Below are 24435 nucleotides of genomic sequence, written 5' to 3' on the forward strand. Positions count from 1 at the left end.
GACTCATCGCCGCAGGGTGGACCCTTTTAAACTTTATTCCCGTCGGGAAAGTTGCGAGCCTTGCTGGAAAAGGAATAAAGTATGTCGCTTCTAGCTTCGGGAAGACAATTGTAAAAGCAGGAAAAGGGCTAGGCGAAGGAATATCAATGGTGGCTGGAAAAGCTGGAAAAGCAGTTGTTGATGGTATAAAAACAGCCAGCCACAAAGTAAAAGAAGGCGTAAACTTTGTAGCCTCCACAGCAAAAGGACTTGCAAACAAAATCGGAAGTTTATGGAACAAAGGTACCACAACCGTAAAAACAACCTTCTTGCAGGGGAATGAAAAGATCCAGCACGCAGTAAAAACATTACTGGAGTACAAATGGATCCCAGGGTTGGGAAAAGCCTATGTCATGCCTGGAGTAGGAATGGTCCGAGAGATGGGACAGCATTCTCTGAAAGATGCTTATCAGTATATGAAAAGTGTAGGAGAGAAGGGTGTTAAGGGTACGAGTAAAAATCTTCTAGCTTCTAATGGGAGATTTATAGATTCAAATTTAGAATCTGATTATGGAAAATATCTTGCACGTAAAGCAAAAGAAGGTAAAACTACGAGGGATAGGATAGAATGGAAAGAAGCAAGAGATTATTGGTTAAATGATTCTCCTATGGCAAGGGGAAATAAGTTTAATAAGACTGTAAGAAACAGGGATATTTATGATTATCATGAAATACACTTGGAAAATGGAAAAAGATTAGATTCATATGATCCTTTTGCTAAAGAAATAATCTCAAGGAAAGCAACAGATTTAGATATGATTGATGAAAAAACTTATAGAGAATATTTAAAAGAAATGAATAAGAAATATTCTGCAGGTACAAAAATACGTTCAAATGCTTATCCTGAGTTAGATGGTAAGCCATTGGAAGGAAAACAAATATTAGAAATTCCAGCTACAAATAAAAATATTACTGATATTGAAAAGTACAAAGAAATAGCAAAAGAATATAGAATAGAATTAAGGTTTATGGGGGAATAGAGAATGAGTTTTGAGATGAAGCCTGAAATCAAAGTGGTATTGGAAAAAATTAGATTTGTAGATAGGTATAAAAAAATGTCTGAAAACTTTAGAGGTAATCCTAATGATTTAAATGATAGATTAGAGGATTATGATATAGAAAAAGTAAATGAAATATTTAAAAGATTAGGATATGTTTCAACTTTTGATAAGAAGGAGAAGTTTTTTAAAGTAGGGGTTATAGATAATTCTCCAAATTATATGATATGGTTTAATATAATTTTAGAATATGGAATGACAGAGTTTATTTGGGTGGTATATCATAATGATGAGGTGAGACTGGGAAGTCCTTGGAGCGTTTACTCAAGGTTATTAATTAACCCAAGAGAAAGGATTAAAAAACCAGTTTATCGAAGCTATGAAGAATTAGAAGATATATTAAAAGAAGCATTTTTAATGTATGATGATTTTAAGAGTGAGTTAATTAGTGTGTATAGTAAACAATAATAGAACGTATAATAGGATATGATAAATATATACTATAACTTGATGGGATTCTATATATTGAACAAAATAATAAAATTATGCTGTTGAAAATAGACATGTATAAGTATATATAAGTGAATAAAGAGAAAGTATATTTGCAGTGAAAAGAAAAAGAATAGGCTGTTAGAAAGTACGTACTTCATGATGGTTGTACCATTATGGAGTACTGTGTGCAATGAGAGAATATAAAACGAAGTACGAGCTTAGGTGAGATGACATTTTACTAGGCGATGAATATAAACACATGGATTGTATATGAAACTAATGAACTCGTATAAATTCGTAAGTTTTAAAGTAGTAGTTTTTATGACATACAAAAGGTATCACATTTTTTACTGCAAAACTTACAAATTCATGCTACTTAAAAACATATGAACTTAAAGCACTTGATTGTCTATGAGAGGCAACAAGTGCTTTTTGCATTTTAAGATAGAAGAGAGGATAGTATAATAAATAATAAGTACATATGTTGTTTCAGCAAATAGTATAAGAAAATAGATTAGAAGGAGCAGCTGAATTCATCGGAATTAATGATGCAATTCGAGCGGTTACTGGTAAAGACCCTATCACAGGCGAAGAATTATCAACAAAAGAAAGACTCATCGCCGCAGGGTGGACCCTTTTAAACTTTATTCCCGTCGGGAAAGTTGCGAGCCTTGCTGGAAAAGGAATAAAGTATGTCGCTTCTAGCTTCGGAAAGACAATTGTAAAAGCAGGAAAAGGGCTAGGCGAAGGAATATCAATGGTGGCTGGAAAAGCTGGAAAAGCTGGAAAAGCAGCTGTTGATGGTATAAAAACAGCCAGCCACAAAGTAAAAGAAGGCGTAAACTTTGTAGCCTCCACAGCAAAAGGACTTGCAAACAAAATCGGAAACCTATGGAACAAAGGTACCACAACCGTAAAAACAACCTTCTTGCAGGGGAATGAAAAAATCCAGCACGCAGTAAAAACATTACTGGAATACAAATGGATCCCAGGCGAGGGAAAAGGCTTCGCCATGGCTGGAGTAGGAAATGTCTCAGGAGGAGGACAGTATTCTCTGAAAGAGGCTTATCAGTATATGGAGAGTAAGGTTGTTAAGGGTACGGGTAAAGGTAGTAATACAAACCCAAACAAAATTAAACTAACTTCAGAACGAGAAGAATACTATCGAAAGAAAATAGATGAAGCTAAAGCGCGAGGAGATTATAAAGCAGCAGATGATATTAGATATGATCGTCATTGTGAAGAAACGAAAAAACCTTTAGAGCGTAAAGATTGGGATGCTAGGACTGAAAATTTAAGAAAGAGCCAAGAGCGTGGAAGAGAATAAGAAATAAAAGGGAGAAAAGCTTTGGGAGAACATCTTGATCGCCAATTAGAGGACAATAATGCTGGTGAGGTTGTTACATATACATCTAGTGAAGGGCATCTTACGCGTCCAGATAGCATTGGGCGTAATGATAAGGGGGAAATTGATTTAGTTCATGATCACAAACACAAAATGGGTGAAAAAGAGCAAACTATTCATAACGACAGCCAAATGCGAGCTGAAAGAGAAATGCTCGAAGATAAAAATGGGAGTCATGTTGTGACAATATCAAGTGACAAACCCGATTTAAATGGGATTCCTCCTAAGCCAAGACCAAGTGGGCCTTTAGGAGAAAAGAGTGAATTTACTATACTGACCCAAGTAGTGGAAAAGTGACTCATAAATGGGAGGGCAATTCACGTTTACCTGGTGGAGGCCGATGGAAAAAACTATGAATAAAAATTATTATGTGACTATATTTTTTAGTATTAAGGGGGATATACATGAAACCTGATTTTTTCTCAATTACAATGTATCCTACAGTATCTTTTAACGAAGAAGAAGTATTAGGTCGTCTTTTGGATGTGTTTGAGTCAAATGAAAAATTTGCTCCTACTCATTGGGGTAACAGTGAAATGGTACGAGTAGAATATAATCGTCAGGAAATCCTGGAAAAAGTAGTTTCAGAGCATAAAGTATCAGAAGTTTACCTTTATCGTGATAAATCGGTGAACTATAGTGGGAGTTTTGAAGTTAACTGGAGTCATCGCTCATTTTTGAAGTTTGAGTTTCATAAATCGATACCTAAAAAATTATGGCCTGCTTTTTTTGAGTTATCTGACCAAATTGCAGAAATTGCGAAACCAAGTTATGGAGTAACTCAAATTTTTTGGCCTTTATCATATCCGTGGAATACCCAACGTGAGCGATTACAAATGTGGATGGAAATATCTTCCCAACCAATACCAGTTAGGTTTCTTCCTAACGGTCCCTTAGGGATAGGGGCTAGAACATACTTTAGCGGTCATATTTTAGAAATGTTTGATAAGGAATTATTACAAAATAGTCCAGCTGTGGTATCTGAGCTAGATTGGGGTGGCCTTTGTATTGATATTTTAAATAATCCATTAGAGAGTGATAGTGATACATTACTTGATAATTGGCTACAAGTAATGAAGTATTTGGAACAAGCACAAGTAATGGCTATACCAAGTTTTGATGAAGATCAGATGGGGGTAACTTATTCTCCAAATGTTGCTTGGAAGGACTATCTGAAAAGCTAAATGAAAGGAGATCATAATAATGAATGAGAATGGTAATGATAGAATAAGAGTCATGGAAATATTAAATAGATCTCAATACAATGATGAGGTTATAGATCAGTTAGATATGAGTGATTTAGACCTTACTTTTTCAGATTTGTCAGAGGTAATGGCAGAGCGTATCATGGCAAAACGAGTTCTGTTAAGAGCTTCTTCATTAATGAGAGCATCGTTTTTTGATTGTGATTTTGAGTTTGCTGATTTCAGAAGTTGTAATTTAGAGGAAATACACATTGCAGATTGTAGGTTTGGTGAAGCGGATTTCTCTACATCGAATATGAAATATGCAAAATTGAATATAAGTAGTTGTTTTGAAACATGTTTTGACGAAGTTGATTTTTCATATGGAGAATTAGTTGGAACAATTTTAAATCATGCTACTTTTCGCCATGCAAATTTATCTGGAATCAATGCTAAACAAGCAGAGTGCACTGAGACGGATTTTAGTAGTGCCAATCTTACTGATGGTAACTTCGAAAAAGCGTATTTGGAAAATGCTAATTTATCAGAAGTAGATGCTAGAAATGCGGATTTAACAAATGCAGATTTAACAGGAGCGACCCTTTTAAATGGGAATTTTACGGATGCGGATTTTACCGGTGCCAAACTTGACAATGTAGTTTGGAAGGGAGCAAATGTGGAAGGTGCTAAGTTTGACGAAGGTGTTAAGGAACAAGTATTGCAAATGATATAGAGGTTTATTTTGAATTCTGTGTAAACTTGCTAAACAGACTTGATCGACATACGTAGAAGGCTTATTCTAACTCGAAATTTGAGGAGGAGTAAGCTTTTTTGCATCATGCTAAAAAATAAAAAGAGGGAAAAGCCAATGTTAAAATGCGTATATTCAGAGGCTACTCAGTACTGAATGATATACTTCCAGAAAAATTTATAGTTAATTACCTTATTGATGGTAATCCTGGTCTTAAAGTTCTTAAAAATTAATCTAAGGAGTGAGAAAATAGTATGAAAGAATTTGAAACATTATGCAAAGAATACGAAAAAGATATGCCAACTGAGATGAAATTAATATACGATGCTAAGAGTGGCAAGTTTAAAGCTGAATATAAGTATGATTTAATACATACAAATGAGGATATAAAAACGGCTGATGATTTTGCTGATGAGTGGTTTGAGGAAGTAAAAAATAATAACCTCTAAAAAATTTACAGTAATAGATATATCTAAATTGAATTAATAACTCATGAAAGTTGTACCATCATGGAGTACGATGTGCAATGATAGAGTAGAAAAAGAAGTACGAGTTTAGGCGAGATGATATTTTACCGGGGGATAAATATAAACCACATAGGCTGTATATGAAACTAACGAACTTGTACAAACTCGTAAGTTTTAACATAGTATTTGTCATGATGTATAAAAGCTGGCATACTGTTACTATAAAACTTATAAATTTATGCTACTTAAAAACATATGAACTTAAAGCACTTGATTGTCAATTAAAGGCAACAAGTGCTTTTTTCGTCTCAGTATAAAAATGATATATAATAAAGAGAAAGTTCATATTATATTAGATTAAAATTATAAAAACTGAAAAATAGGCACTAAAAAGTATCCGTCGATGGTATAAAAACAGCCAGCCACAAAGTAAAAGAAGGCGTAAACTTTGTAGCCTCCACAGCAAAAGGACTTGCAAACAAAATCGGAAACCTATGGAACAAAGGTACCACAACCGTAAAAACAATCTTCTTGCAGGGGAATGAAAAAATTCAGTACGCAGTAAAAACATTACTGGAATACAAATGGATCCCAGGTGTAGGGAAAGCTTATGTCATGCCTGGAGTAGGAAGGGTCTCAGAGGGAGGACAGCATTCTCTGAAAGAGGCTTATCAGTATATGGAGAGTAAGGTTGTTAAGGGTACGGTTGGAGCTAATAACTTTAAATTTGGAGATAATGCTAAAAATCATTTGAAAAATGTTGAGAATATAAGCACTAAGAAAGGAGTTAGTGGTGGACATAACATGGATGAATTTTACAATGCTTTAAAAAATCAGGGTGTTGATGTAGAAGACTTAATTATATCTAAAAAATCACATTCTTCAATTGAAGGGATTTATGAGATAGAATACAAAATACCTAGAAAAGATATGGCTGGAAATATTGCAGAACCTGTTTCGTATAAAAATATTAAGGAGCCTAAAACAATATACGATCCAGCAATGATTAGTGATGGTAAGATATATCAGTGGGGAAAAGAAGCAATGCAAAAGGGAACAATACATGGTAGGCTTGTTGAAGGTACTGCTTCAAATGGATTGAAGTTCAGAGGTTATTTAAATGATACTGGAGAGATAACTAACTTTTTCCCAATTTTAGACTGATATTATAAGATACAATGTTTATAGGAGGATAAAATGAATAGTAATTTTGAATTTATTGAAGATAAAGAGAAAAACGATGAATTAATGTCAATATATTTTAACTTTATAAACGGTAAGTACTTGGAAAGAGCTTTGAGTTTTTTTGTAAAAAAAGAGGGGTTTGGACAAGAAATAGTATTTGTTCATTTTCGGTCGGATTTAGATGAATTTGATATGTCACAGCTACCTATACCTTTAGATGATAAGCATGTGTTGGTTGAATTAGATTCTCCAGCTGTTGAGTCTGAACAACAAGTGTATTTGGACTTTGAAACTTTTTATAATTATTTGGAAGAACATGTGAAAAAAGAAGTGGAAAAAAATCCAGAAAGAAATGGATTAATGGATTTATTAGTGCAAGTTAAGCGTAGCTTAAATTTGTAATATCTTATAGCCATTTTACTAGATTCGAAGGGCAGAAAAAGAACTTTTTGAAGAACGCGTTTTTATTAGGATTTTATTATATTTCAATAAGGGAGATTGTCTGATATTGAATAAGTAAAGAGGAAGTTATAGATGAAGAAGACTTAACAAAAGAGACCTCATATTTGAGGTCTCTTTTGTTAAGTGTATTGAAAAAATCCCTAATTAAAAATTAGCGTGAGATAACAACTATAAGGGTACGGAGAAAGTTGGAAAAGGGAATTCTGATTTACTTGATAATACGGTAGGTTTAAAGATGCTGAGTTGCAAACGAAGTATGATGTATATTGTGAAAGGAAATATAAGAATGGTGAATCGCCTAAAGAGCCACTGGAGTGGAAAGAAGCAAGTGAAAAATGGGCATCACTTAAAGAGCAGAGGCAAGAATTTTCTGATGAAAGTTTTAATCTATTTTCACAGCAGTATGAAAATGCTCAACGAGAAATAATCATTGTTACGCATGAAGGGACTAAGGTAAGAGTTGATGCAATTGCATCTGATGAATATGGGAATGTTATTATACAAGAATATAAAAGTTCCGCTACTGCTCCATATACTACTAATCAAGAAAAGGGATTCCCTGAATTGAAGAATTCTGGTGGGGCAGTCGTAGGTGAAGGAAAGAGAGATTTTTCAGGGGGATACGAAGTGCCTAGTGGAACACGACCACAAATTGTTCGTCCTGAAGGGACAACTTATTTTGATGAATAAATGAGGTGAGAGACAAGTGTCGATATTAGACAAAAATAAGATAGATGGAATTGGCAAGAGTATGGATGAAAATAAGTTAGCATTAATGATTGCAGATCATTTAGACTGGGAAAATGAACTTCAGCACTTAGCATTGTTACAAGATAAAATTAATGCCTATGTATCTTTTATTGAAAGTGGGCAAATCTATAGTGTTTATCCGGATGCTAAGTTAGTAGATGGCTTTATATTTGATTTAAGATTTAAATATAAACCAACTGAAAATTGTAATAAATTATTGGCGGTTTTTAGGAAGAATACTCAAGATTTGAGGATTGGGTTTAAAACATATGAATCTTAGGTAGTTTGAATTGGAGATGTAAAATGAAAGCGAATAAAGCATTTGAGCGCGTATGTAATTCTAATATCTGAAAAGTATTTAGATAATGGTTGGAAATATTCTAAGTCGGGTCATTGGATGAGTAAAAAAGATAAAAATTTCATTTATAAGGTACTCTGTTATACAAGTTGGAATAATATATCTGATAAAAATGTAGTATTTTATGGTGAATGCGCAATTTTTCCTTTAAAATCTAAAGATAAAATATTTCATATTAATACACGTCAATACAATGTACCAAGCAATCAGTTATATTGGAACATAGCAAATGAGGAAGAGTGGGAGCGGACAGTTAACGAATTCACCAATTGGTTAAATAGTGTATTTATGCCAATTGTAGAAAGGTGCACGAATGATTTGAACAACTTTGTAAAAGAGGTTGTTGAAAGGGGTTTTTATCCTCAAAAGGGTTATATGGTAGATATTAATTTTATATTAACGCACGGGTCGCGTGAATTGGCAGAAGAAGCTATCAAAAGATACTATGACAGTTTGGAAGAGTCAATAAAAATAGAATTTAAAGATAACTATGAAAGTATGGTGTATGGTAATGAAGCAGTTAGTGCATATGGTAATAACATGATGAGAAATTACACCAATTTTAGAACTATTATAGATAATAAAATAATTGTTACTTTATAGTACATCAAATGGTTTGACTTAGTAAGCGATAATTGGTAACCCAATTATCGCTTTTGGTTTTAAATAAGGGTACGGGAAAGAATACAAATAAGAATCCAAGGTATCAACCTGGGACTGTAAATCAAAGTTTTAACTTAGAAAGAAGTCTCCAAACTCAAAAACAATTTATGTATAATAAAGGTTCAATAGGAGTAATACCAAAAGAGGTTAGAGAGCAGCTAATAGGGAAAGATTTTAATTCTTTTGATGACTTTAGAAAAGAGTTTTGGAAGTCAGTTGCAAACTCAAGTTTTGCAGAAGAGTTTAATAGCCGAAATGTTACAAGAATGTTAGAGGGAAATGCACCAATTACTCCTAAGATTGAACATTATGGTAAACACAAGTCATATATACTTCATCATAAACAGCCTATAGATAAAGGTGGAGAAGTATATAATCTTGATAATTTAATAATTACTTCACCAAAAATGCATCAAAACATCTTAGATCCAGCATATCATTTTGGGAAAAAAGGACATTGATTTAGGAAAGGATGAATGTTATGGAAAATAAACTATCTAAAGAGGAATTAATTGAACTTGTAGAAAAAATATGTAATCCGAAGTTGTCTAATGAAGAAGTGAGTGAGTATATTGATATATTAGAAAGTAATGTACCTCATCCAGCTCCAAGTGACTTAATTTTTTTGCATGATGAAGAGTTATCACCAGAGGAAATAGTAACAATTGCATTAGCATATGAAGAGGATGAAAAAGATAGATAGGTGTATAATGGCAATTTACAAAAGTGATAAAGTTTGTATTGTTTAATACACATATAAATGAAAAACAAAGTATATGTGAAGTGTACAAAAAAAGAAAAGGTCATTTTGAAGTTCGTACTTCATGATGGTTGTACCATCATAGAGTATTATGTGCAATGATAGAATAGAAAACGAAGTACGAGCTTAGGTGAGATGATATTTTACTGGGCAATGAATATAAACACACGGTATGTATACTAAACTAACAAAATCGTACAAACTCGTAAGTTTTTACATAGTAGTTGTCACGGCATATAAAAGGTGCCATACTGTTACTGCAAAACTTACAAATACATGTTACTTAAAAACATTTGAACTTAAAGCACTTGATTGTCAACTAAAGGAAACAAGTGCTTTTTTGCGTTTTAGGATAGAAATAGGTAGACACATTATAATTTTATAAGTGCACGAAGTATTAAATTTTTATAGATTGTAGTGGCGTTGTACAGTGTATAACGAGAGTGGAAGAAAAAATAAAGGGTTGTATTATTTTTTGAAGTCATCGTAAAGTACGTTTTAACGGAAGGACAAGTACGTGATGGACTACAAGCACTATTGTCCGATATGGCGAAAGATTAATACAACGAGAACTAAAGAAATATGAAGTAGATGTGAAGGCGATTGAACAATCTATAGTATTTACACATGATCCAAATGACTTTTTTGTGAATGGCATGTTAGAGCTATTAGACCAATATTAACGTCTTGAGAAATCTTTTTCGACAAAAAAATAATATATCCCTTGACAGTTACAAATATAACCGATATACTTCATATTAATTTCAAAAGAAAATATATTCTAAATATTAAAATGTGTTGAATAGGAGTAGTAAGGTCATGTATTTGTACAGAGAGCTATGGGTTGGTGCGACATAGTCAAATGACATCCTGAACTCGCCTAGGAGCAGTAAGGTGGAACGGAATCACATTCTTAGTAAATCTTAACGGTTAACCTTCGATATTAGGTTTGTAATCAAACGATTACTACTAAGGTGGATTCATAATGGAATCAATAAGGGTGGTACCGCGTTAAGTAAATGGCTTAGCGTCTCTTTATATAGAGATGCTAGGCCATTTTTTTATTATATGGAAGAAGAAATGGAGGGTTTATTTGGATAGGTCTATAGAATTTATTTATTTATATAAAAGGATTTAATTAGGAGGAAAATGAGATGAAACAGACGGAGCAATGGACTTCGAAATTAGGTTTTATAATGGCAGCAGCCGGATCAGCAATTGGACTTGGTGCGATATGGAAGTTTCCTTATATCGCTGGGAAGAGTGGGGGAGGAGCGTTCTTTTTAATCTTTATATTATTTACTGTTTTAATTGGACTACCGCTACTTATAGCTGAATTTATGATTGGACGCAGTACGCAGAAACAAGCAGTTGGAGCATTTAAAAGCATCGCACCAAATACAGGATGGCACTGGATCGGACGCCTTGGCGTTGGAACGTGTTTTATACTACTTTCGTTTTATAGTGTTGTAGGTGGATGGGTATTAATTTATTTATTCAGAGGAATAACTGGACAACTGATTACTCCAGGACAAAATTACGGTGCGTTATTTACTGAAACAATTGGGAATCCCACTTGGGCTATTATGGGACATTTCGCTTTTATGTTCATTACGATATGGGTTGTATCAAAAGGTGTACAAAATGGAATTGAAAAAGCAAGTAAATATATGTTGCCAGCATTGTTCGTTTTATTTGTCGCTCTTATTATTCGTTCGTTAACACTTGATGATGCAATGAAAGGTGTGAAGTTTTTTTTACAACCAGATTTCTCAAAGATTACTTCGGAAAGTATTTTGTTTGCAATGGGGCAATCATTCTTTGCGATTAGTATCGGGATTTCGATTATGGTTACGTATAGTTCCTATTTAAATAAAAAAGAAAGTTTACCAAAATCAGCAATAACAATTGTTGGATTGAATTTATTTGTTTCTTTATTTGCAGGTCTTGCTATTTTCCCAGCGGTATTCTCATTAGGAATGGAACCAACAGAAGGGCCTGGACTATTATTTATCGTATTACCATCAGTATTTAGTCAAATTCCACTCGGTGGATTGTTCTTAACAGTATTTCTTGCGCTATTTACATTTGCAACATTAACATCAGCGTTTTCTCTACTAGAGACTGTTGTTTCAGCATTAGCAAATGGTGAACAAGACAGAAGAACGAAATTATCATGGATGATCGGTTTCTGCATTTTCTTAGTAGGCATACCATCTGCGTTATCATTTGGAGTATGGAGTGATATTACGATTTTTGGAAAGAATATTTTTGATGCAGTAGATTTCTTATCTAGTAATATATTAATGCCACTTGGAGCACTATTTATTAGTATTTTCGTATCATTCAAGATGGAAAAGAAAGTACTAGAAGCAGAGTTTTTTGTAGGTGGAAATTATGGAAAGAAAGTATTTACTTGTTGGGCATTTTTACTTCGATTTGTAGCACCACTTGCAATAATTATCGTCTTCTTAAATGTAATAGGGATTATTTAACATTGAATGTTATAATATTCAGTAAAAAAAGAAGATGGTGATGTTTATGGCGAATTTGATAGAAACAGGAGAGTATATGAATATTAGAGGGAAAAAGCTATACGTTGAAACACATGGAAATCCTAAAAATAAGCCAGTCTTATACTTGCATGGTGGTCCAGGAGAGAGTTGTTATGATTTTTCATTTCACCAAGCGGAACGTTTAAAAGATTCTTTATATGTAATTATGATAGATCAAAGAGGTGTTTGTCGTTCAGAAAAAATTACTGAAGGCGAAGCTTTTGGATTAAATGATTTGATTGAAGACTGTGAGGAATTAAAAAAAGTATTACAAATTGAGAAGTGGTCTATAATTGGACATTCTTTCGGTGGATATGTAGCATTGCTTTATGCGTCGATATATCCAAGTTCAATAGAGAAAATAATATTTGAAGGACCAACTTTTGATTTTGCATTAACAAGTAGAGCTTTGTTGCAAAAGACAGGGCATTTATTAAAAAAGTATGGAAAAGAAGAAGTAGCAGAAGAGTCTCTTGCTTATTCATCTAGCTATGCTAGTTCAGAAGAGTTGTTAGAAGCTTATATAAGATTAAGCGCTGAATTAGAAGAAAAAAGAATGGAGATTTACAATTATAAGGAAGATGAAACAGACTATAGTTTATATAGCGATGAAGAGTGGGAAGTATTTTCAAATCGCTCTCAAATTCATTTTGATAGATTAAAATTAGAGGGTGCATGTCATAAATCATTATTATATAAAATAAAAGAAGTACAGAATCCAATGTTATTAATTGTAGGAAAACATGATGTAGTAACGTGTGAAGAACAAATTAAAACATTTAATAAAGATGCCCGAAACGGCAAGTATATCGTATTTGAAGAGAGTGGCCATTCACCTCATTATGAGGAAGCAGATAGATTTGCAGAAACAGTCATGCATTTTTTGAAATGAAGAAAAGAGTGCTTCTATAAATGAGAAGCACTCTTTCTAAATTTCTGGATAAACTATTGTTATGTTAGGCCATTTATTTTGCCAATTCTTTTTTATAACTCTATTTTTGTATATGTGTATACGTTCTTTTGTTTCAAGAAAATGAGCTGTCGGTTTCACTTGTAATGCAAGTACATCTTCAATTCCGCATGGAGATGTTAATATAATATTGTTTTGGTCATCTAATGTAACTCCTAATGCCGTTGCTGTTTCAGGAAATTTAGAAATAGCATCAACAGAAGAAGAATATGGTGGCATATTATTCACTACATGCATACGAGCTTGATTTTTTACAGACCAAGGGATAGTAGCATCAATATTCATTAATTTCGTTTCTAATGATTGTTCGTATATCTCATCTTGATGTAGACTATCATAATAAATTACATCAACATCAGGCATAGCCGTTTTAGCTTCATAGTCATGTAAAGTATCCCAAATTTTAGAACGAACAAAGCCGGCACAAACCCACCAATCAGGTAACTCTAGTGATTTTGCCATTTGTAATACATTCATCATCCATTCGTCGTTTTCTATTAAGCGAATGATATCTTGTTCTGTTTGTATAGTCATTTGTTATCTCACCTGCTTTTTTTTAGAGAGTAAATTTAATTCATAAGCTTTATAATCCATGTAATCCAGTAAGCACCTGGTATGAATAACAGTTGAGCTAGTAATGTACCAAAAAGTCTAGAAATCATTAGCCAAGCATACATTTTACTCATTGCTTCAGCACCTTCTTCTGATTGAAGAGCTCGCTCTGTTAAAAGAGCAATACGTGGATCTAGTAGCACTGTTAATAAAATAGTAGCAAAACCATTAATAAGACCAGAAGCTGTAGTGGCTTTTGTTGCGAAAGCTGGAATTAAAAAAGAAGCATATAGTGCGGAAAGAACTCCCGCTGTATAAATTGCAGTAGCGAACATGTTAATAAGCATTATACGCTTTGGAATACCGCCGATACGCAGTCTATGAATCATTTCTAACTTTGGAAAGCGGACATATTTTTTTGTGTACTTTAATTTTTGAATGTTATTCGTTTTCATCATTCGAATGAAAGAACCGTCTGTTTCAAAGTTTTGAATGACATATCCAAATAGTTTTGTCAAAGTTGGATACAGTATAATCGCAAGCAATGTACCGATAGAGGCAGATAATAGTACAAGACGTATAATATGCTCTAAATCAATAGAAGGATCTAGTTTTGCTTCGTCCACAATCCCGCCAAGTAAAAAGGCTTGTAGTAAGTTTGACGTTCTTGAAATGAGTAATACGATTCCTACGACGGATAATGCGACAGCAATCTTCTTTAAACGAACCCCCGCTAATCGAATACTATAAGAGCTTGTTTCAACTGCGTGTATTACAATTGTGAAAGCCATTATAAAAATTAACGTAATTGACATTTGTTTCACCAGTTTCTATTAAAATAATTGTAACTTTTTTACTTTATCATATCTATCGTATTTTGTAACTGAAAGTATGTGACATATGGAAATTGATTTTTCGAAAAAATAGATAATGATAGTATAATAGGGAGAAGTGGAAGAGATGTTAGCAGTTATTTATACAGCAAATTAAGTGGAGGAATGAAACATGTATAAAACATTTCTATTTGATTTAGATGGAACTTTAACGGATCCGAAAGAAGGGATTGTAAATTCGGTTTTGTATGCGTTAAAAAAAGTAGGAATTGAAGAAGTACATATAAGTGAGTTAGATTCATTTATAGGTCCTCCTATTCAGCAATCATTCGTAGAGAGATATAATATGAGTGAAGGAGAGGTTGAACGTGCAGTTTTTTACTTCCGTGAGTATTTAAAGCAGCGTGGATTGTTTGAAAATAATGTATACGAGGGGATTCCGAAGCTCTTGCAACAATTAAAAAGTTCAGGAAATCGCATATTCGTAGCTACTTCAAAGCCCACTGTATTTGCGAAACAAATTATAGAGCATTTTCAATTAACGAATTATTTCGAAGATATCATTGGAAGTAATTTAGATGGTACGAGAATAAAAAAAGAAGAAATAATTGCTCATATTTTACAAACAAATGAAGAACTAAATAAAGAAGAAATGATAATGATTGGTGATAGAAAGCACGATATAATAGGTGCGAATCAGAATGGAATTGCTTCAATTGGTGTTTTATATGGCTATGGCTGTGAGAAAGAACTGACTGAAGTTAGTGCGACTTACATAGTGAAAGATGTTGAAGAACTGTATCATTTTTGTGTAGGGAAAATTTTAATAAATCAGTAAATATAGGTACTAACAATCCCTTTATAACGTATGATGAGGAATTCGTTTCTGTTTAAAGGGATTTTTCATATGTAATCGAATATTTATAATTAGACATTTTTAGCATGAAAAAATTGTATGAATAAGAGGAGGGATGTCAGAATTAAAAGATTAGTAGAAGTTTATCAATAAATTTTAGAATATTCTGTTTAATGGAGGGGTAAAATTGGAGTTAGTTATTATATTATTAGCACTAAGTTTACTTATGTTCGTAGCATACAGAGGCTTTTCTGTTATTCTATTCGCACCGATATTTGCATTATTTGCAGTATTTTTGACAGAACCTAGTTATGTATTACCTTTCTTTTCTAATATCTTTATGGAGAAAATGGTTGGATTTATAAAGTTATATTTTCCTGTGTTTTTATTAGGAGCAATATTTGGAAAAGTAGTGGAAATGTCAGGAATTGCAGATTCTATCGCAAAAACGATTATTGAGTTAGTTGGTGAAAAACGTACTATATTAGCGATTGTATTAATGGGGGCTATTTTAACGTATAGTGGTGTTAGTGTGTATGTAGTAGTGTTTGCTGTTTATCCGTTCGCAGCTAAGTTGTTTCGACAAGCTAATATTCCAAAACGTTTAATCCCTGGAACAATTGTTCTTGGAGCAGTAACGTTTACAATGGATGCGCTACCTGGATCACCACAAATTCAAAATGTAATACCTACAACATTTTTTAAAACGGATATTTATGCTGCACCGATACTTGGGATTGTAGGAGCAATTTTTGTTCTTACATTAGGTTTACTATATTTAGAGAGTAGACGTAAGAAGGCAAAAGCAGCAGGTGAAGGATATTTTGGTTTTAATGATGGAAATACTGAAATGGCAGCATCTTTGCAATTAGAACAAAAAAATATGCCATTAATTAATAACATTGAAATCACAAGAGCACAACAACTTATTGCATTTATACCACTTATTTTAGTAGGTGTAATGAATAAAGTGTTTACTATTATGATACCGAAGTGGTATCCAAGCGGTTTTGATTTTTCTGCAATTGGTATGAAAGCATTTGGAAAAGTAGAATTAAGTACAGTAGTAGGAATTTGGTCTGTAGAATTGGCACTTATTATAGGGATCTTAACAACGTTATTATTATATTGGAAGCGAGTAGTAACAGGTATCCAAGCTGGATTGAATACAAGTATTGGTGGAGCACTACTTGCAACGATGAATACAGGAGCTGAGTTTGGATTCGGTGGTGTCATTGCAGCACTTCCAGGCTTCGCAATTATGAGAGATGGTATCTCTGCTACTTTCACAAATCCGTTAGTGAATGGTGCAGTAACGACGAATATTTTAGCTGGAATTACAGGCTCTGCATCAGGAGGTATGGGAATAGTATTAAGTGCAATGGGAGATAAATTTATTGCAGCGGCCAATCAATTTGATATTCCATTAGAAGTTATGCACCGTATCGTATCAATGGCATCAGGAGGAATGGATACACTACCGCATAACGGGGCTATTATTACTATTCTTACAGTAACAGGATTAACACATAAACAGTCCTATAAAGATATATTTGCTATTACAATTTTGAAAACGGTTGCTGTATTTTTAGTTATCGCGTTCTATACTTTAACAGGGCTCTATTAAACATTCGAATCGTAAAGATTCATCAAATCGATAATTTATATCATAAAATATTAATTAGGATAAGAAGGGGTGGAGTACTTGCAAGAAGTTTCTGAGTTTCGTATGCCAAAGTCGGTATTATATGGAAGGAATTCGCTTGAAAAACTGGGGGAACAATCAAAAAAGTTAGGGAAAAGAGCTTTTATAGTTACTGATACAATTATGGAGAAATTAGGATATGTTGAAAAGTGTATACAACAACTAAATAAGAAAAGTATTACTGTTAGTACATATAATAAAGTAGATGCTGAGCCTACAAATATACACGTGTTAGAAGCGTTATCTCTTTGTAAAGAGGAAAAGTGTGATTTTATTATCGGTATTGGTGGTGGAAGTTGTATTGATGCTGCGAAAGCAGTAGCGGTTTTATATACAAATGGTGGAGAAGTTGAGGATTATGTCCAAAAGGATATTGAAATAGAAAACAATCCACTACCACTTATTGCAATTCCAACAACTTCTGGTACTGGTTCGGAAGTTACAAGTGTAGCAGTAATTACGAATAAAAAAACAGATGTAAAAATGATGATGAAGCATCCTAGTTTTATACCGAAAGTAGCAATTATAGATCCAGTTTTGACAAGTTCGTTACCACCACAAATTACGGCAGCAACAGGAATAGATGCGTTATGTCATGCAATTGAAGCGTATATTTCTAAAGTTTCACAACCACTTACAGATGTACTAGCTCTTTCAGCTATTGAAAGTATTATGAAATATTTACGTATAGCATATGAAGATGGACGTAATATGGAGGCAAGAGAAGCGATGATGATTGCTTCCTTACAAGCTGGAATTGCATTTTCTAATGCATCAGTTACATTAGTTCATGGAATGTCAAGGCCAGTGGGAGCATTATTTCATGTACCGCATGGAATATCAAATGCCATACTATTACCTACAGTGTTAGAGTTTACAAAAACAAGTGCAATGAAAAGGTTAGCAAAAATTGGACGTAGTTTAAATAAGGATTTGTATTCGAATTCTGATGAGGAAGTAGCAGACTACACACTTGGTGAAATAAAAAAACTTTGCTTTGATCTTCGTATTCCAAATTTAAAAGAATACGGAATCGATGAAATTGAATTTGAAAATGCTATTTCTAAAATGGCATCAGATGCAATTGAAAGTGGTAGCCCAGCTAATAACCTACGTGTTCCATCATATGATGAAATCAAAGAGCTGTATCGAGAGTGTTTTAATTATAAGTATAAAGAATTTATAAAAACATCAGATCATTAATTTCAGAATATTCTATAAAAATTTCCTTGGAAATGAAAGTACAATTTACGTTAAAACAAGACTTTATATTCCAAACTTAAAGTCTTGTTTTATTGTGTATAATATACATAATAAAACGTTGTTATTAGTTTTATAAAAAAAGTTTAGGTAGGTGTTTAATATGAAAACGATAGGTCTTATAGGTGGTATGAGTTGGGAATCAACTTCGGAATATTATCGAATTATTAATGAAGAAATAAAAGAGAGATTAGGAGGGCTACATTCAGCAAAATGTTTGATTAATAGTGTGGATTTTGAAGAGATTGAACGATGTCAGTCTAGCGGAGATTGGGATGGTGCTGGAGAAATTCTAGGGAATGCGGCATATTCATTACAAAAGGGAGGAGCAGACTTTATAATCATTTGTACAAATACAATGCATAAGGTAGTTGGAAAAATAAAGGAGAAAATTGATATTCCAGTCTTACATATTGCCGATGCAACTGCAAAAGAAATTAAAAGAAAAGACATTCAAAAGGTTGGTCTGCTTGGAACTAAATATACAATGGAGCAAGATTTCTATAAGTCACGTATTGAAGAGCATGATATAAAAGTAATAGTACCATCAGGAACAAATAGAGAAAAAGTAAACGAAGTAATATATACAGAATTATGTTTAGGAAAAATAGTATCTCAATCTAGAGAATATTATAAAAGAGTCATCGAAGAGTTAGTTCAAAAAGGAGCACAGGGAATCATATTAGGTTGTACAGAAATAGGGTTATTAATAAAGCAAGAAAACGTATCTGTCCCGATATTTGATACGACTCATATACATGCAATTGAAGCAGTCAAGGTAGCTCTAGATAGAGTATAATTATATTATGTAAACTCGATTCATATATCTGGAAAACATTCAGAAAATATTTTATAATGTAAGTGGTTACATTTAAGGGGGAATGCGTATGTTTTCAGTTCAACCAATCGCATTTGTACATAATGAAAGAAAGGAAATAAAAGATGATGAGTGGGGAGAAGTAAGATCCCGTATAACTTTAACTGAAATGTATGCAGAAGAAAGTATACAAGGGATTGAAGATTTTTCCCATATTGAAGTTGTTTTTTATTTTCATAAAGTAACTGACGAGCAAATTCAGTATTTTGCTAGACATCCTAGAAATAATAAAGATTATCCTGAAGTAGGTATTTTTGCACAGCGCGGAAAAAATCGCCCGAATCGCATAGGTGTAACAATTGTAAAGGTGATCAAAAGAGAAGGTAAATCAATTATTGTTGAGGGATTAGATGCTATTAATGGTACTCCTATATTGGATATAAAACCAATAATGAAAGAGTTTATACCGAAAGAAGAAATACACCAGCCTAAATGGGCAACGGATATAATGAGACAGTATTGGAAGGGGAATGGAGTAAAATGAGAATATATGAGGCAACAATTGCAGATTTAGATGGACTAGCATCAGTTTTTAATAACTATCGCATGTTTTATAGGCAGGATTCTGATTTAGAAGGTGCAAAAGTATTTTTACGAAATCGAATTGAGAAAAAAGAGTCCGTTATTTTCGTAGCAGTTGAAGACGGCGAATATATTGGGTTCACACAACTATATCCATCATTTTCTTCCATTTCAATGAAAGAATTATGGATTTTAAATGATTTATTTGTACAAGCGGCGAAGCGTGGAGCCGGAACAGGTAAAAAATTATTAGAAGCTGCTAAAGAATACGCATTAGAGAATGGAGCAAAAGGTGTAAAATTGCAAACAGAGATTGATAATTTATCAGCACAACGATTATATGCTGAAAATGGTTATTTGAGAGATAATCGTTATTTCCATTACGAATTAACGTTTTAAAAAATTAAGTTGAAAGAGACATTTTCAAGAAAAAGAATTTCTTTGTAATGAGAAATTCTTTTTTATTTTTGCCTAAATTAAACATGACGAAAACGATATTTATTTATTGTTAAACGATAAATAATATGATAAAATTATGTTATCATTAAATAAATGAGGTATTGTAAATGAATCTTAAACGAAGTTCAACAACGTTCTTAAAAGTAATTATTTTTCTTGTTGGAATTGCAGTACTTGCTTTATGCATATTTTTAGTGCCGGAAATGGCGAATTTCGCAGCGAATTTGTATCCTAATATTACTCTGATAAAATATCTTGTTTTCATTGTGATGTATGGAGCAGCTGTGCCTTTTTACGTTGCTCTTTATCAGGCTTTCAATCTTTTACAGTACATTGATGAGAACACAGCGTTCTCGGAATTATCTGTAAAGTCGTTAAAGAATATAAAGCGCTGTGCAGTTACAATCAGTGGTTTGTATGTATTAGGTTTACCACTTTTTCATTTTATAGCGAAAAAAATGGACCCTCCTATTGGGTTAGTGGGACTTATTATCGTTTTTGCTTCGCTCGTTATCGCTGTTTTTGCTGCTATTCTTCAACGCCTTCTACAAGAAGCAATTAACATAAAATCAGAAAATGATTTGACGGTCTGAGGTGGCGGATATGACAATTATTATTAATATTGACGTCATGTTAGCAAAACGAAAGATGAGTGTAACGGAACTTTCGGAGAAGGTTGGAATTACGATGGCGAATCTTTCTATTTTGAAAAATGGGAAAGCAAAAGCGGTTCGTTTTTCAACATTAGAAGCGATATGTAAAGCTTTGGAGTGTCAGCCAGGGGATATTTTGGAGTATAAAAACGATGAGAATACTCAATAAAAAAAGATAACAAATGTAAATAATAGAAGTCAATAAAGAAGGGATAGCCACTAAGCTATTCCTTCTTTACGTTAATTGCTGTTACTAATAAAAAATAAAATTTGAATTGCAATGTTTGCTTATCAAAAGGGAACTTGCTACCTTTTGAGGTAATCCGTTTTGTGGAAGACAATTATTTGCCAAAAAGGCTATTTTAACTATGTTTTAAATTATTTTGAGTGCATCAAAATCTTCATTTGTATTATAGTTGATTTAAAACCCAGTTTGTTGCATCTTCAAAGTTATCTGCAATGTAGTTTGGTTCAATATGTGCCCATTTGTCTCGGTACGTATGCAAAGCATCATACCCAGCGCCTGTTCGGACTAGAATCGTTGTCGCATTTACTTTTGCTCCTGCAACAATATCAGTCCAGCGATCACCAACTACAGCACATTGTGTTAAATCAAGCCCATGTTTTTTTGCTGCTTTAAGCAGCATGCCTGTACTTGGTTTACGGCATTCACAACCATCACCGTGTTTATGAGGACATACATAAATATCATCAAAACCGAAGCCTTCTAATTCTTGTACAAAATCGGCTACAGTTGCTATTCCATCTGCGATACCAGGTTGATTTGTGAAAGAGAAAATTTTTATATTTTTAGCTTTTAGTTTTTGCAAGGATGTTTTTGTGAATGGAAATAATGTAAAAGATCCTGGATAATGTATTGTAGTGTCACCACCAATTGTACCGTCACGATCAATGAAAATTGCTTTAATGTTTGTCATAGTTATAGTCCCTTCACTTTATAAAGTAGTTTAAAAATATTTTACAAATCGGTAGCCATTTACTTCATAACCTAATTTTTTGTAAAAAGGATGAGCTTCTACTCTTTTTGTTCCACTAACTAGCCATGTGCCAATGCAATTATGTTTCTTTGCTAATTGCTCGGCATAATCCATCAAAACTTGTCCAATGCCTTTCCGTCGTATGCTAGAATCAACGCTAATAATTGAAATCTCTCCATAACGTGTTACATCTTCTAAATTTTCACGTATACGAAATCCAAGTAATCCAAATATAGCTTCTTCTTCCTCGTAAACATATAAAAAATCAAACGGACTCATTTGTACGAATTGTAGGCGGTTGTTCATATCTTCATAGGAAATAGAGGAACCTTTTAATTCTTTCGTTAAAGAACAAAGTGCGTCTATATCATCTATCGTTGCTTCACGAATTTGAAAAGACATATTATCAACTCCAATAAAATGTAATCAAACATTTAATATTCTGTTAAAAAATGTTTTTTCCTGCTATGAAAATAAATATTTTATAATGATATATAGATAGTTATATGTTATTCTTTTCCTTGATTGTATTGGAAATGGAAAGAAGGGGAATGCATGTTAAAAGTAAATATCCGCTCAGCTGGATATGAAATAGGCGAAAAAACAATTCATGATATAGCTTTTTCTATCGAAAAAGGTGAACTAGTTGCTCTTATTGGAGCAAATGGTGCTGGGAAGAGTACGACGATTAAAACGATACTCGGATTACTTGTAAATATGGACGGTGAAATATCATTCGGTGAAAAGAAAAATCCGTATGCATACGTACCAGAACATCCAACATACTATGATTACTTGACGCTCTGGGAACATATTGAATTATTAATGGCAGCTCGTGGAAGTGAAATGGGAAGTTGGGAAGAACGAGCGGAACAATTATTACATACTTTTCGAATGAATAAGCATAAACATGAGTATTTATCAAAGTTTTCAAAAGGCATGAAACAAAAATCTATGCTAATATTGGCGTTTTTAACTGAGCCAGATTTTTATATCATTGACGAACCTTTTATCGGTTTAGATCCAGTAGCTACGAAAGAGTTTTTAAATTATTTATATAAAGAAAAAGAGCGCGGGGCAGGAATTTTACTTTGTACGCACGTATTAGATACTGCTGAAAAAATTTGTGAAAGATTTTTACTCATTTCACAAGGTACATTAGTCGCAGATGGACATTTAGAATCTATTCAAATATTAGCGGAAATGCCGGGTGGTTCATTATTAGACTGCTTTGATGTAATTGTAAGGCGTGAACAACATGATTAAACAACAATTTTATAAGAGATTGCGCCATGAACTTGAGCGGAAATGGAAGTCTATACGTTCGGTAACAGATTGGACAGTCGCGTTATATATTATTATTCCAGCACTTATATTTATGGGGATCTATTATCGATCGCTATGGATAAATGAATTATCAATGGAAGAGACGATTTATTTCGGATTAGGATTACTCGCATTTTATCTAGTAACATATCCAAGAGGAGTTCGTTCATTTTTTGAGCAAGCGGATAGTTTATTTTTAATTTCGTATGCAACACATATGCAAAAATTAGTCCAGTATGGCATGATGTACACATTTGTTCGAATAGCGATAACGAATATAATAGTAGTCGTTATTATGTTACCAGTGTTGATGAAAAGTATCGGAGTAACAGAGATACAAGTCCTATTATTTTGGGTATTCTTTACTATATTTCGATTTATGTTGTCGTTGTTAACGAGATTTATTCATGTACATGTGGGGAAACGATGGGTTTTATGGATTATAAAAAATGTAGTATTTTCTATGAGCGTGTCCTTTTTTGGAATTAGTTTATTTTTTATTTATAAAAATCCATTGTATTCAATTCTATTTATCAGTCTAGTAATTTTCTTAAGTAGTGTATTAGTAAAAGAGAAAATGAATTATAAAAAATTCTTTTTTAAAGAAATCGAGAAAGAAAAAGAGGAAAGCATGCGCTGGACGAGCGGAATTATGCAAGTTGGTGGTCATGCAGCTAAACCGAGTAGTTCGAATAAAAAACCGTGGATGTTTCCGCGCTCTAAAAGACTTTTAGGAAAAAAAGCTGATTCTCGTATTATCGAATCTTTTTTGAAAGAATTTTTCCGTACAAGTACTGCACGAATATTTTATATTCAAATTGTATGTATCAGTACTGCAAGTATATTTATGACTCCAAGATGGATTACAGCTATTGTTCTCGTATTTGCTGTAGTTGCAATTTCTCGCTATGCACGTGATTATTGGAATGAATTTACGAATAAGATGTTTCTTCGTTTATATTGTGATGAAGGGAAATTACTATTGTTAAGATGGAAGGCAGATCGTTATTTACTACTACCAGCAATACTTTTATATGGAATAGTTATACTTTCCCGGTTTTATTTATTGCCAGCTGTGATTGGTGGCATTATTTTTATTTTATTAATTGTATGGATTGTTTTTTTGCCATTAAAAAAGAGCCATTGACGGCTCTTTTTCTAGTCTGTAACACATTGATAAATAAAATATATTAAAACGAGTATACTTGCGGCGGAATACATGACATCTAAAGTCATCTGATCGCCTCCTTATTGTTGTTGTATTTTTATTGTATGAAATCTTACAATTTCATATTCAAGTGAAAAATATGTGAACGTTAACAAAATTGTAAAGTGCAAAAATTACAATCATTTTG

At 33.1% G+C, this 24435-nt stretch carries 24 protein-coding genes, 7 pseudogenes and 1 other annotated feature; of the genes and pseudogenes, 27 read left to right on the forward strand and 4 right to left on the reverse strand.

All coding sequences use genetic code 11. From position 1 onward, the window contains the following. From ACTJJY_RS21475 to ACTJJY_RS21555, 17 genes and pseudogenes are all read left to right on the forward strand, one after another. A pseudogene (locus ACTJJY_RS21475) lies at nucleotides 1-1019 on the forward strand (hypothetical protein); the annotation flags it as partial. Nucleotides 1020-1022: 3 nt separating this feature from the next. Next, the gene (locus ACTJJY_RS21480; protein WP_440606490.1) at nucleotides 1023-1505 is read left to right on the forward strand and encodes a hypothetical protein; all 483 of its coding nucleotides are present in this window, start codon (nucleotides 1023-1025) and stop codon (nucleotides 1503-1505) included. A 529-nt stretch (nucleotides 1506-2034) separates the two neighbouring features. Then, nucleotides 2035-2637 (forward strand): annotated as a pseudogene (locus ACTJJY_RS21485) (pre-toxin TG domain-containing protein); the annotation flags it as partial. Next, nucleotides 2623-3290, forward strand: a pseudogene (locus ACTJJY_RS21490) (ADP-ribosyltransferase); the annotation flags it as partial. The pseudogenes ACTJJY_RS21485 and ACTJJY_RS21490, both read left to right, overlap by 15 nt. A gap of 48 nt (nucleotides 3291-3338) precedes the next feature. Continuing rightward, nucleotides 3339-4118: a hypothetical protein gene (locus ACTJJY_RS21495; protein ID WP_090976435.1), complete on the forward strand. Its 780-nt coding sequence runs from the start codon at nucleotides 3339-3341 to the stop codon at nucleotides 4116-4118. A 19-nt stretch (nucleotides 4119-4137) separates the two neighbouring features. Next, nucleotides 4138-4851 (forward strand): pentapeptide repeat-containing protein, encoded by a 714-nt coding sequence (locus tag ACTJJY_RS21500; protein ID WP_120460420.1) that lies wholly within the window; start codon nucleotides 4138-4140, stop codon nucleotides 4849-4851. A gap of 272 nt (nucleotides 4852-5123) precedes the next feature. Beyond that, a pseudogene (locus ACTJJY_RS21505) lies at nucleotides 5124-5318 on the forward strand (DUF600 domain-containing protein); the annotation flags it as partial. Between the two features lie 591 nt (nucleotides 5319-5909). After that, a complete protein-coding gene (locus tag ACTJJY_RS21510) occupies nucleotides 5910-6500 on the forward strand; it encodes a CdiA family toxin C-terminal domain-containing protein (protein WP_377823038.1) in 591 nt (196 codons plus the stop codon). 33 nt (nucleotides 6501-6533) lie between these two features. Beyond that, nucleotides 6534-6923, forward strand: coding sequence for a hypothetical protein (locus ACTJJY_RS21515; protein ID WP_440606491.1), 390 nt, complete (start codon nucleotides 6534-6536; stop codon nucleotides 6921-6923). Nucleotides 6924-7226: 303 nt separating this feature from the next. Next, nucleotides 7227-7673: a toxin gene (locus tag ACTJJY_RS21520; RefSeq protein ID WP_377822427.1), complete on the forward strand. Its 447-nt coding sequence runs from the start codon at nucleotides 7227-7229 to the stop codon at nucleotides 7671-7673. Between the two features lie 16 nt (nucleotides 7674-7689). Beyond that, nucleotides 7690-8013 carry a DUF6572 domain-containing protein gene (locus ACTJJY_RS21525; protein WP_440606492.1) on the forward strand — a complete coding sequence of 108 codons (324 nt, stop codon included), beginning with the start codon at nucleotides 7690-7692 and terminating at the stop codon, nucleotides 8011-8013. A gap of 23 nt (nucleotides 8014-8036) precedes the next feature. After that, nucleotides 8037-8694, forward strand: a pseudogene (locus ACTJJY_RS21530) (hypothetical protein). Between the two features lie 98 nt (nucleotides 8695-8792). Beyond that, nucleotides 8793-9215, forward strand: a pseudogene (locus ACTJJY_RS21535) (hypothetical protein); the annotation flags it as partial. Between the two features lie 20 nt (nucleotides 9216-9235). Further along, a complete protein-coding gene (locus ACTJJY_RS21540; RefSeq protein WP_440606493.1) occupies nucleotides 9236-9457 on the forward strand; it encodes a bacteriocin immunity protein in 222 nt (73 codons plus the stop codon). 573 nt (nucleotides 9458-10030) lie between these two features. Beyond that, nucleotides 10031-10194, forward strand: a pseudogene (locus ACTJJY_RS21545) (recombinase family protein); the annotation flags it as partial. A 109-nt stretch (nucleotides 10195-10303) separates the two neighbouring features. Further along, nucleotides 10304-10552: a binding site (T-box leader), on the forward strand. Between the two features lie 116 nt (nucleotides 10553-10668). Beyond that, nucleotides 10669-12009, forward strand: coding sequence for a sodium-dependent transporter (locus tag ACTJJY_RS21550; RefSeq protein ID WP_078993359.1), 1341 nt, complete (start codon nucleotides 10669-10671; stop codon nucleotides 12007-12009). Between the two features lie 46 nt (nucleotides 12010-12055). Next, nucleotides 12056-12961 carry an alpha/beta fold hydrolase gene (locus ACTJJY_RS21555; RefSeq protein ID WP_440606494.1) on the forward strand — a complete coding sequence of 302 codons (906 nt, stop codon included), beginning with the start codon at nucleotides 12056-12058 and terminating at the stop codon, nucleotides 12959-12961. Between the two features lie 36 nt (nucleotides 12962-12997). Here ACTJJY_RS21555 and ACTJJY_RS21560 read toward each other — a convergent pair whose 3' ends face one another. Beyond that, entirely contained in the window at nucleotides 12998-13573 is a 576-nt protein-coding gene (locus tag ACTJJY_RS21560) for a nucleotidyltransferase family protein (protein ID WP_440606495.1), read from the reverse strand. Between the two features lie 35 nt (nucleotides 13574-13608). Then, nucleotides 13609-14406 carry a lipid II flippase Amj family protein gene (locus tag ACTJJY_RS21565; protein WP_000028911.1) on the reverse strand — a complete coding sequence of 266 codons (798 nt, stop codon included), beginning with the start codon at nucleotides 14404-14406 and terminating at the stop codon, nucleotides 13609-13611. A 190-nt stretch (nucleotides 14407-14596) separates the two neighbouring features. On the opposite strand from ACTJJY_RS21565, the gene ACTJJY_RS21570 reads away from it, so the two are divergent. The 8 genes from ACTJJY_RS21570 (at nucleotide 14597) to ACTJJY_RS21605 (ending at nucleotide 20925) form a co-directional block, all read left to right on the forward strand. Then, the gene (locus tag ACTJJY_RS21570; protein WP_440606496.1) at nucleotides 14597-15262 is read left to right on the forward strand and encodes an HAD family hydrolase; all 666 of its coding nucleotides are present in this window, start codon (nucleotides 14597-14599) and stop codon (nucleotides 15260-15262) included. Nucleotides 15263-15467: 205 nt separating this feature from the next. Next, the gene (locus ACTJJY_RS21575; protein WP_440606497.1) at nucleotides 15468-16907 is read left to right on the forward strand and encodes a GntP family permease; all 1440 of its coding nucleotides are present in this window, start codon (nucleotides 15468-15470) and stop codon (nucleotides 16905-16907) included. A gap of 78 nt (nucleotides 16908-16985) precedes the next feature. Next, complete coding sequence (locus tag ACTJJY_RS21580; protein WP_440606498.1) at nucleotides 16986-18188, forward strand: iron-containing alcohol dehydrogenase; 1203 nt, start codon at nucleotides 16986-16988, stop codon at nucleotides 18186-18188. A 160-nt stretch (nucleotides 18189-18348) separates the two neighbouring features. Then, nucleotides 18349-19044 carry an aspartate/glutamate racemase family protein gene (locus ACTJJY_RS21585; RefSeq protein WP_440606499.1) on the forward strand — a complete coding sequence of 232 codons (696 nt, stop codon included), beginning with the start codon at nucleotides 18349-18351 and terminating at the stop codon, nucleotides 19042-19044. 88 nt (nucleotides 19045-19132) lie between these two features. Continuing rightward, a complete protein-coding gene (locus tag ACTJJY_RS21590; RefSeq protein ID WP_000493251.1) occupies nucleotides 19133-19606 on the forward strand; it encodes an SAM-dependent methyltransferase in 474 nt (157 codons plus the stop codon). Continuing rightward, nucleotides 19603-20043 carry a GNAT family N-acetyltransferase gene (locus ACTJJY_RS21595; RefSeq protein ID WP_001223866.1) on the forward strand — a complete coding sequence of 147 codons (441 nt, stop codon included), beginning with the start codon at nucleotides 19603-19605 and terminating at the stop codon, nucleotides 20041-20043. Before ACTJJY_RS21590 ends, ACTJJY_RS21595 begins: the two co-directional genes overlap by 4 nt. Nucleotides 20044-20210: 167 nt before the next feature. Continuing rightward, nucleotides 20211-20696: a DUF2975 domain-containing protein gene (locus tag ACTJJY_RS21600; RefSeq protein ID WP_440606500.1), complete on the forward strand. Its 486-nt coding sequence runs from the start codon at nucleotides 20211-20213 to the stop codon at nucleotides 20694-20696. 10 nt (nucleotides 20697-20706) lie between these two features. Beyond that, nucleotides 20707-20925, forward strand: coding sequence for a helix-turn-helix domain-containing protein (locus ACTJJY_RS21605; RefSeq protein ID WP_000152534.1), 219 nt, complete (start codon nucleotides 20707-20709; stop codon nucleotides 20923-20925). Nucleotides 20926-21166: 241 nt separating this feature from the next. Here the strand turns inward: ACTJJY_RS21605 and ACTJJY_RS21610 are convergent, their stop codons facing one another. Both ACTJJY_RS21610 and ACTJJY_RS21615 read right to left on the reverse strand, forming a co-directional pair. Next, on the reverse strand, nucleotides 21167-21694 hold the full coding sequence (locus ACTJJY_RS21610) for an HAD-IIIA family hydrolase (RefSeq protein ID WP_000181782.1): 528 nt from the start codon (nucleotides 21692-21694) through the stop codon (nucleotides 21167-21169). 30 nt (nucleotides 21695-21724) lie between these two features. After that, nucleotides 21725-22156 (reverse strand): GNAT family N-acetyltransferase, encoded by a 432-nt coding sequence (locus ACTJJY_RS21615; protein ID WP_440606501.1) that lies wholly within the window; start codon nucleotides 22154-22156, stop codon nucleotides 21725-21727. Between the two features lie 153 nt (nucleotides 22157-22309). On the opposite strand from ACTJJY_RS21615, the gene ACTJJY_RS21620 reads away from it, so the two are divergent. Both ACTJJY_RS21620 and ACTJJY_RS21625 read left to right on the forward strand, forming a co-directional pair. After that, entirely contained in the window at nucleotides 22310-23020 is a 711-nt protein-coding gene (locus ACTJJY_RS21620; RefSeq protein WP_440606502.1) for an ABC transporter ATP-binding protein, read from the forward strand. Further along, a complete protein-coding gene (locus ACTJJY_RS21625; protein WP_440606503.1) occupies nucleotides 23013-24227 on the forward strand; it encodes an ABC transporter permease in 1215 nt (404 codons plus the stop codon). The genes ACTJJY_RS21620 and ACTJJY_RS21625 overlap by 8 nt, the downstream gene beginning before the upstream one ends. Nucleotides 24228-24435: the final 208 nt, after the last annotated feature.

Source organism: Bacillus sp. 22475, from assembly GCF_052044835.1.
In the GTDB taxonomy this organism is placed as follows: Bacteria; Bacillota; Bacilli; order Bacillales; family Bacillaceae_G; genus Bacillus_A; species Bacillus_A cereus.

What these genes read in the sequence shown, in the direction of transcription:
- ACTJJY_RS21480 (WP_440606490.1), top strand. Translation starts at nt 1,023, where the DNA reads ATGAGTTTTGAGATGAAGCCTGAAATCAAAGTGGTATTGGAAAAAATT.
- ACTJJY_RS21495 (WP_090976435.1), top strand. Translation starts at nt 3,339, where the DNA reads ATGAAACCTGATTTTTTCTCAATTACAATGTATCCTACAGTATCTTTT.
- ACTJJY_RS21500 (WP_120460420.1), top strand. Translation starts at nt 4,138, where the DNA reads ATGAATGAGAATGGTAATGATAGAATAAGAGTCATGGAAATATTAAAT.
- ACTJJY_RS21515 (WP_440606491.1), top strand. Translation starts at nt 6,534, where the DNA reads ATGAATAGTAATTTTGAATTTATTGAAGATAAAGAGAAAAACGATGAA.
- ACTJJY_RS21540 (WP_440606493.1), top strand. Translation starts at nt 9,236, where the DNA reads ATGGAAAATAAACTATCTAAAGAGGAATTAATTGAACTTGTAGAAAAA.
- ACTJJY_RS21550 (WP_078993359.1), top strand. Translation starts at nt 10,669, where the DNA reads ATGAAACAGACGGAGCAATGGACTTCGAAATTAGGTTTTATAATGGCA.
- ACTJJY_RS21555 (WP_440606494.1), top strand. Translation starts at nt 12,056, where the DNA reads ATGGCGAATTTGATAGAAACAGGAGAGTATATGAATATTAGAGGGAAA.
- ACTJJY_RS21560 (WP_440606495.1), bottom strand. Translation starts at nt 13,573, where the DNA reads ATGACTATACAAACAGAACAAGATATCATTCGCTTAATAGAAAACGAC.
- ACTJJY_RS21565 (WP_000028911.1), bottom strand. Translation starts at nt 14,406, where the DNA reads ATGTCAATTACGTTAATTTTTATAATGGCTTTCACAATTGTAATACAC.
- ACTJJY_RS21570 (WP_440606496.1), top strand. Translation starts at nt 14,597, where the DNA reads ATGTATAAAACATTTCTATTTGATTTAGATGGAACTTTAACGGATCCG.
- ACTJJY_RS21585 (WP_440606499.1), top strand. Translation starts at nt 18,349, where the DNA reads ATGAAAACGATAGGTCTTATAGGTGGTATGAGTTGGGAATCAACTTCG.
- ACTJJY_RS21590 (WP_000493251.1), top strand. Translation starts at nt 19,133, where the DNA reads ATGTTTTCAGTTCAACCAATCGCATTTGTACATAATGAAAGAAAGGAA.
- ACTJJY_RS21595 (WP_001223866.1), top strand. Translation starts at nt 19,603, where the DNA reads ATGAGAATATATGAGGCAACAATTGCAGATTTAGATGGACTAGCATCA.
- ACTJJY_RS21600 (WP_440606500.1), top strand. Translation starts at nt 20,211, where the DNA reads ATGAATCTTAAACGAAGTTCAACAACGTTCTTAAAAGTAATTATTTTT.
- ACTJJY_RS21605 (WP_000152534.1), top strand. Translation starts at nt 20,707, where the DNA reads ATGACAATTATTATTAATATTGACGTCATGTTAGCAAAACGAAAGATG.
- ACTJJY_RS21610 (WP_000181782.1), bottom strand. Translation starts at nt 21,694, where the DNA reads ATGACAAACATTAAAGCAATTTTCATTGATCGTGACGGTACAATTGGT.
- ACTJJY_RS21615 (WP_440606501.1), bottom strand. Translation starts at nt 22,156, where the DNA reads ATGTCTTTTCAAATTCGTGAAGCAACGATAGATGATATAGACGCACTT.
- ACTJJY_RS21620 (WP_440606502.1), top strand. Translation starts at nt 22,310, where the DNA reads ATGTTAAAAGTAAATATCCGCTCAGCTGGATATGAAATAGGCGAAAAA.
- ACTJJY_RS21625 (WP_440606503.1), top strand. Translation starts at nt 23,013, where the DNA reads ATGATTAAACAACAATTTTATAAGAGATTGCGCCATGAACTTGAGCGG.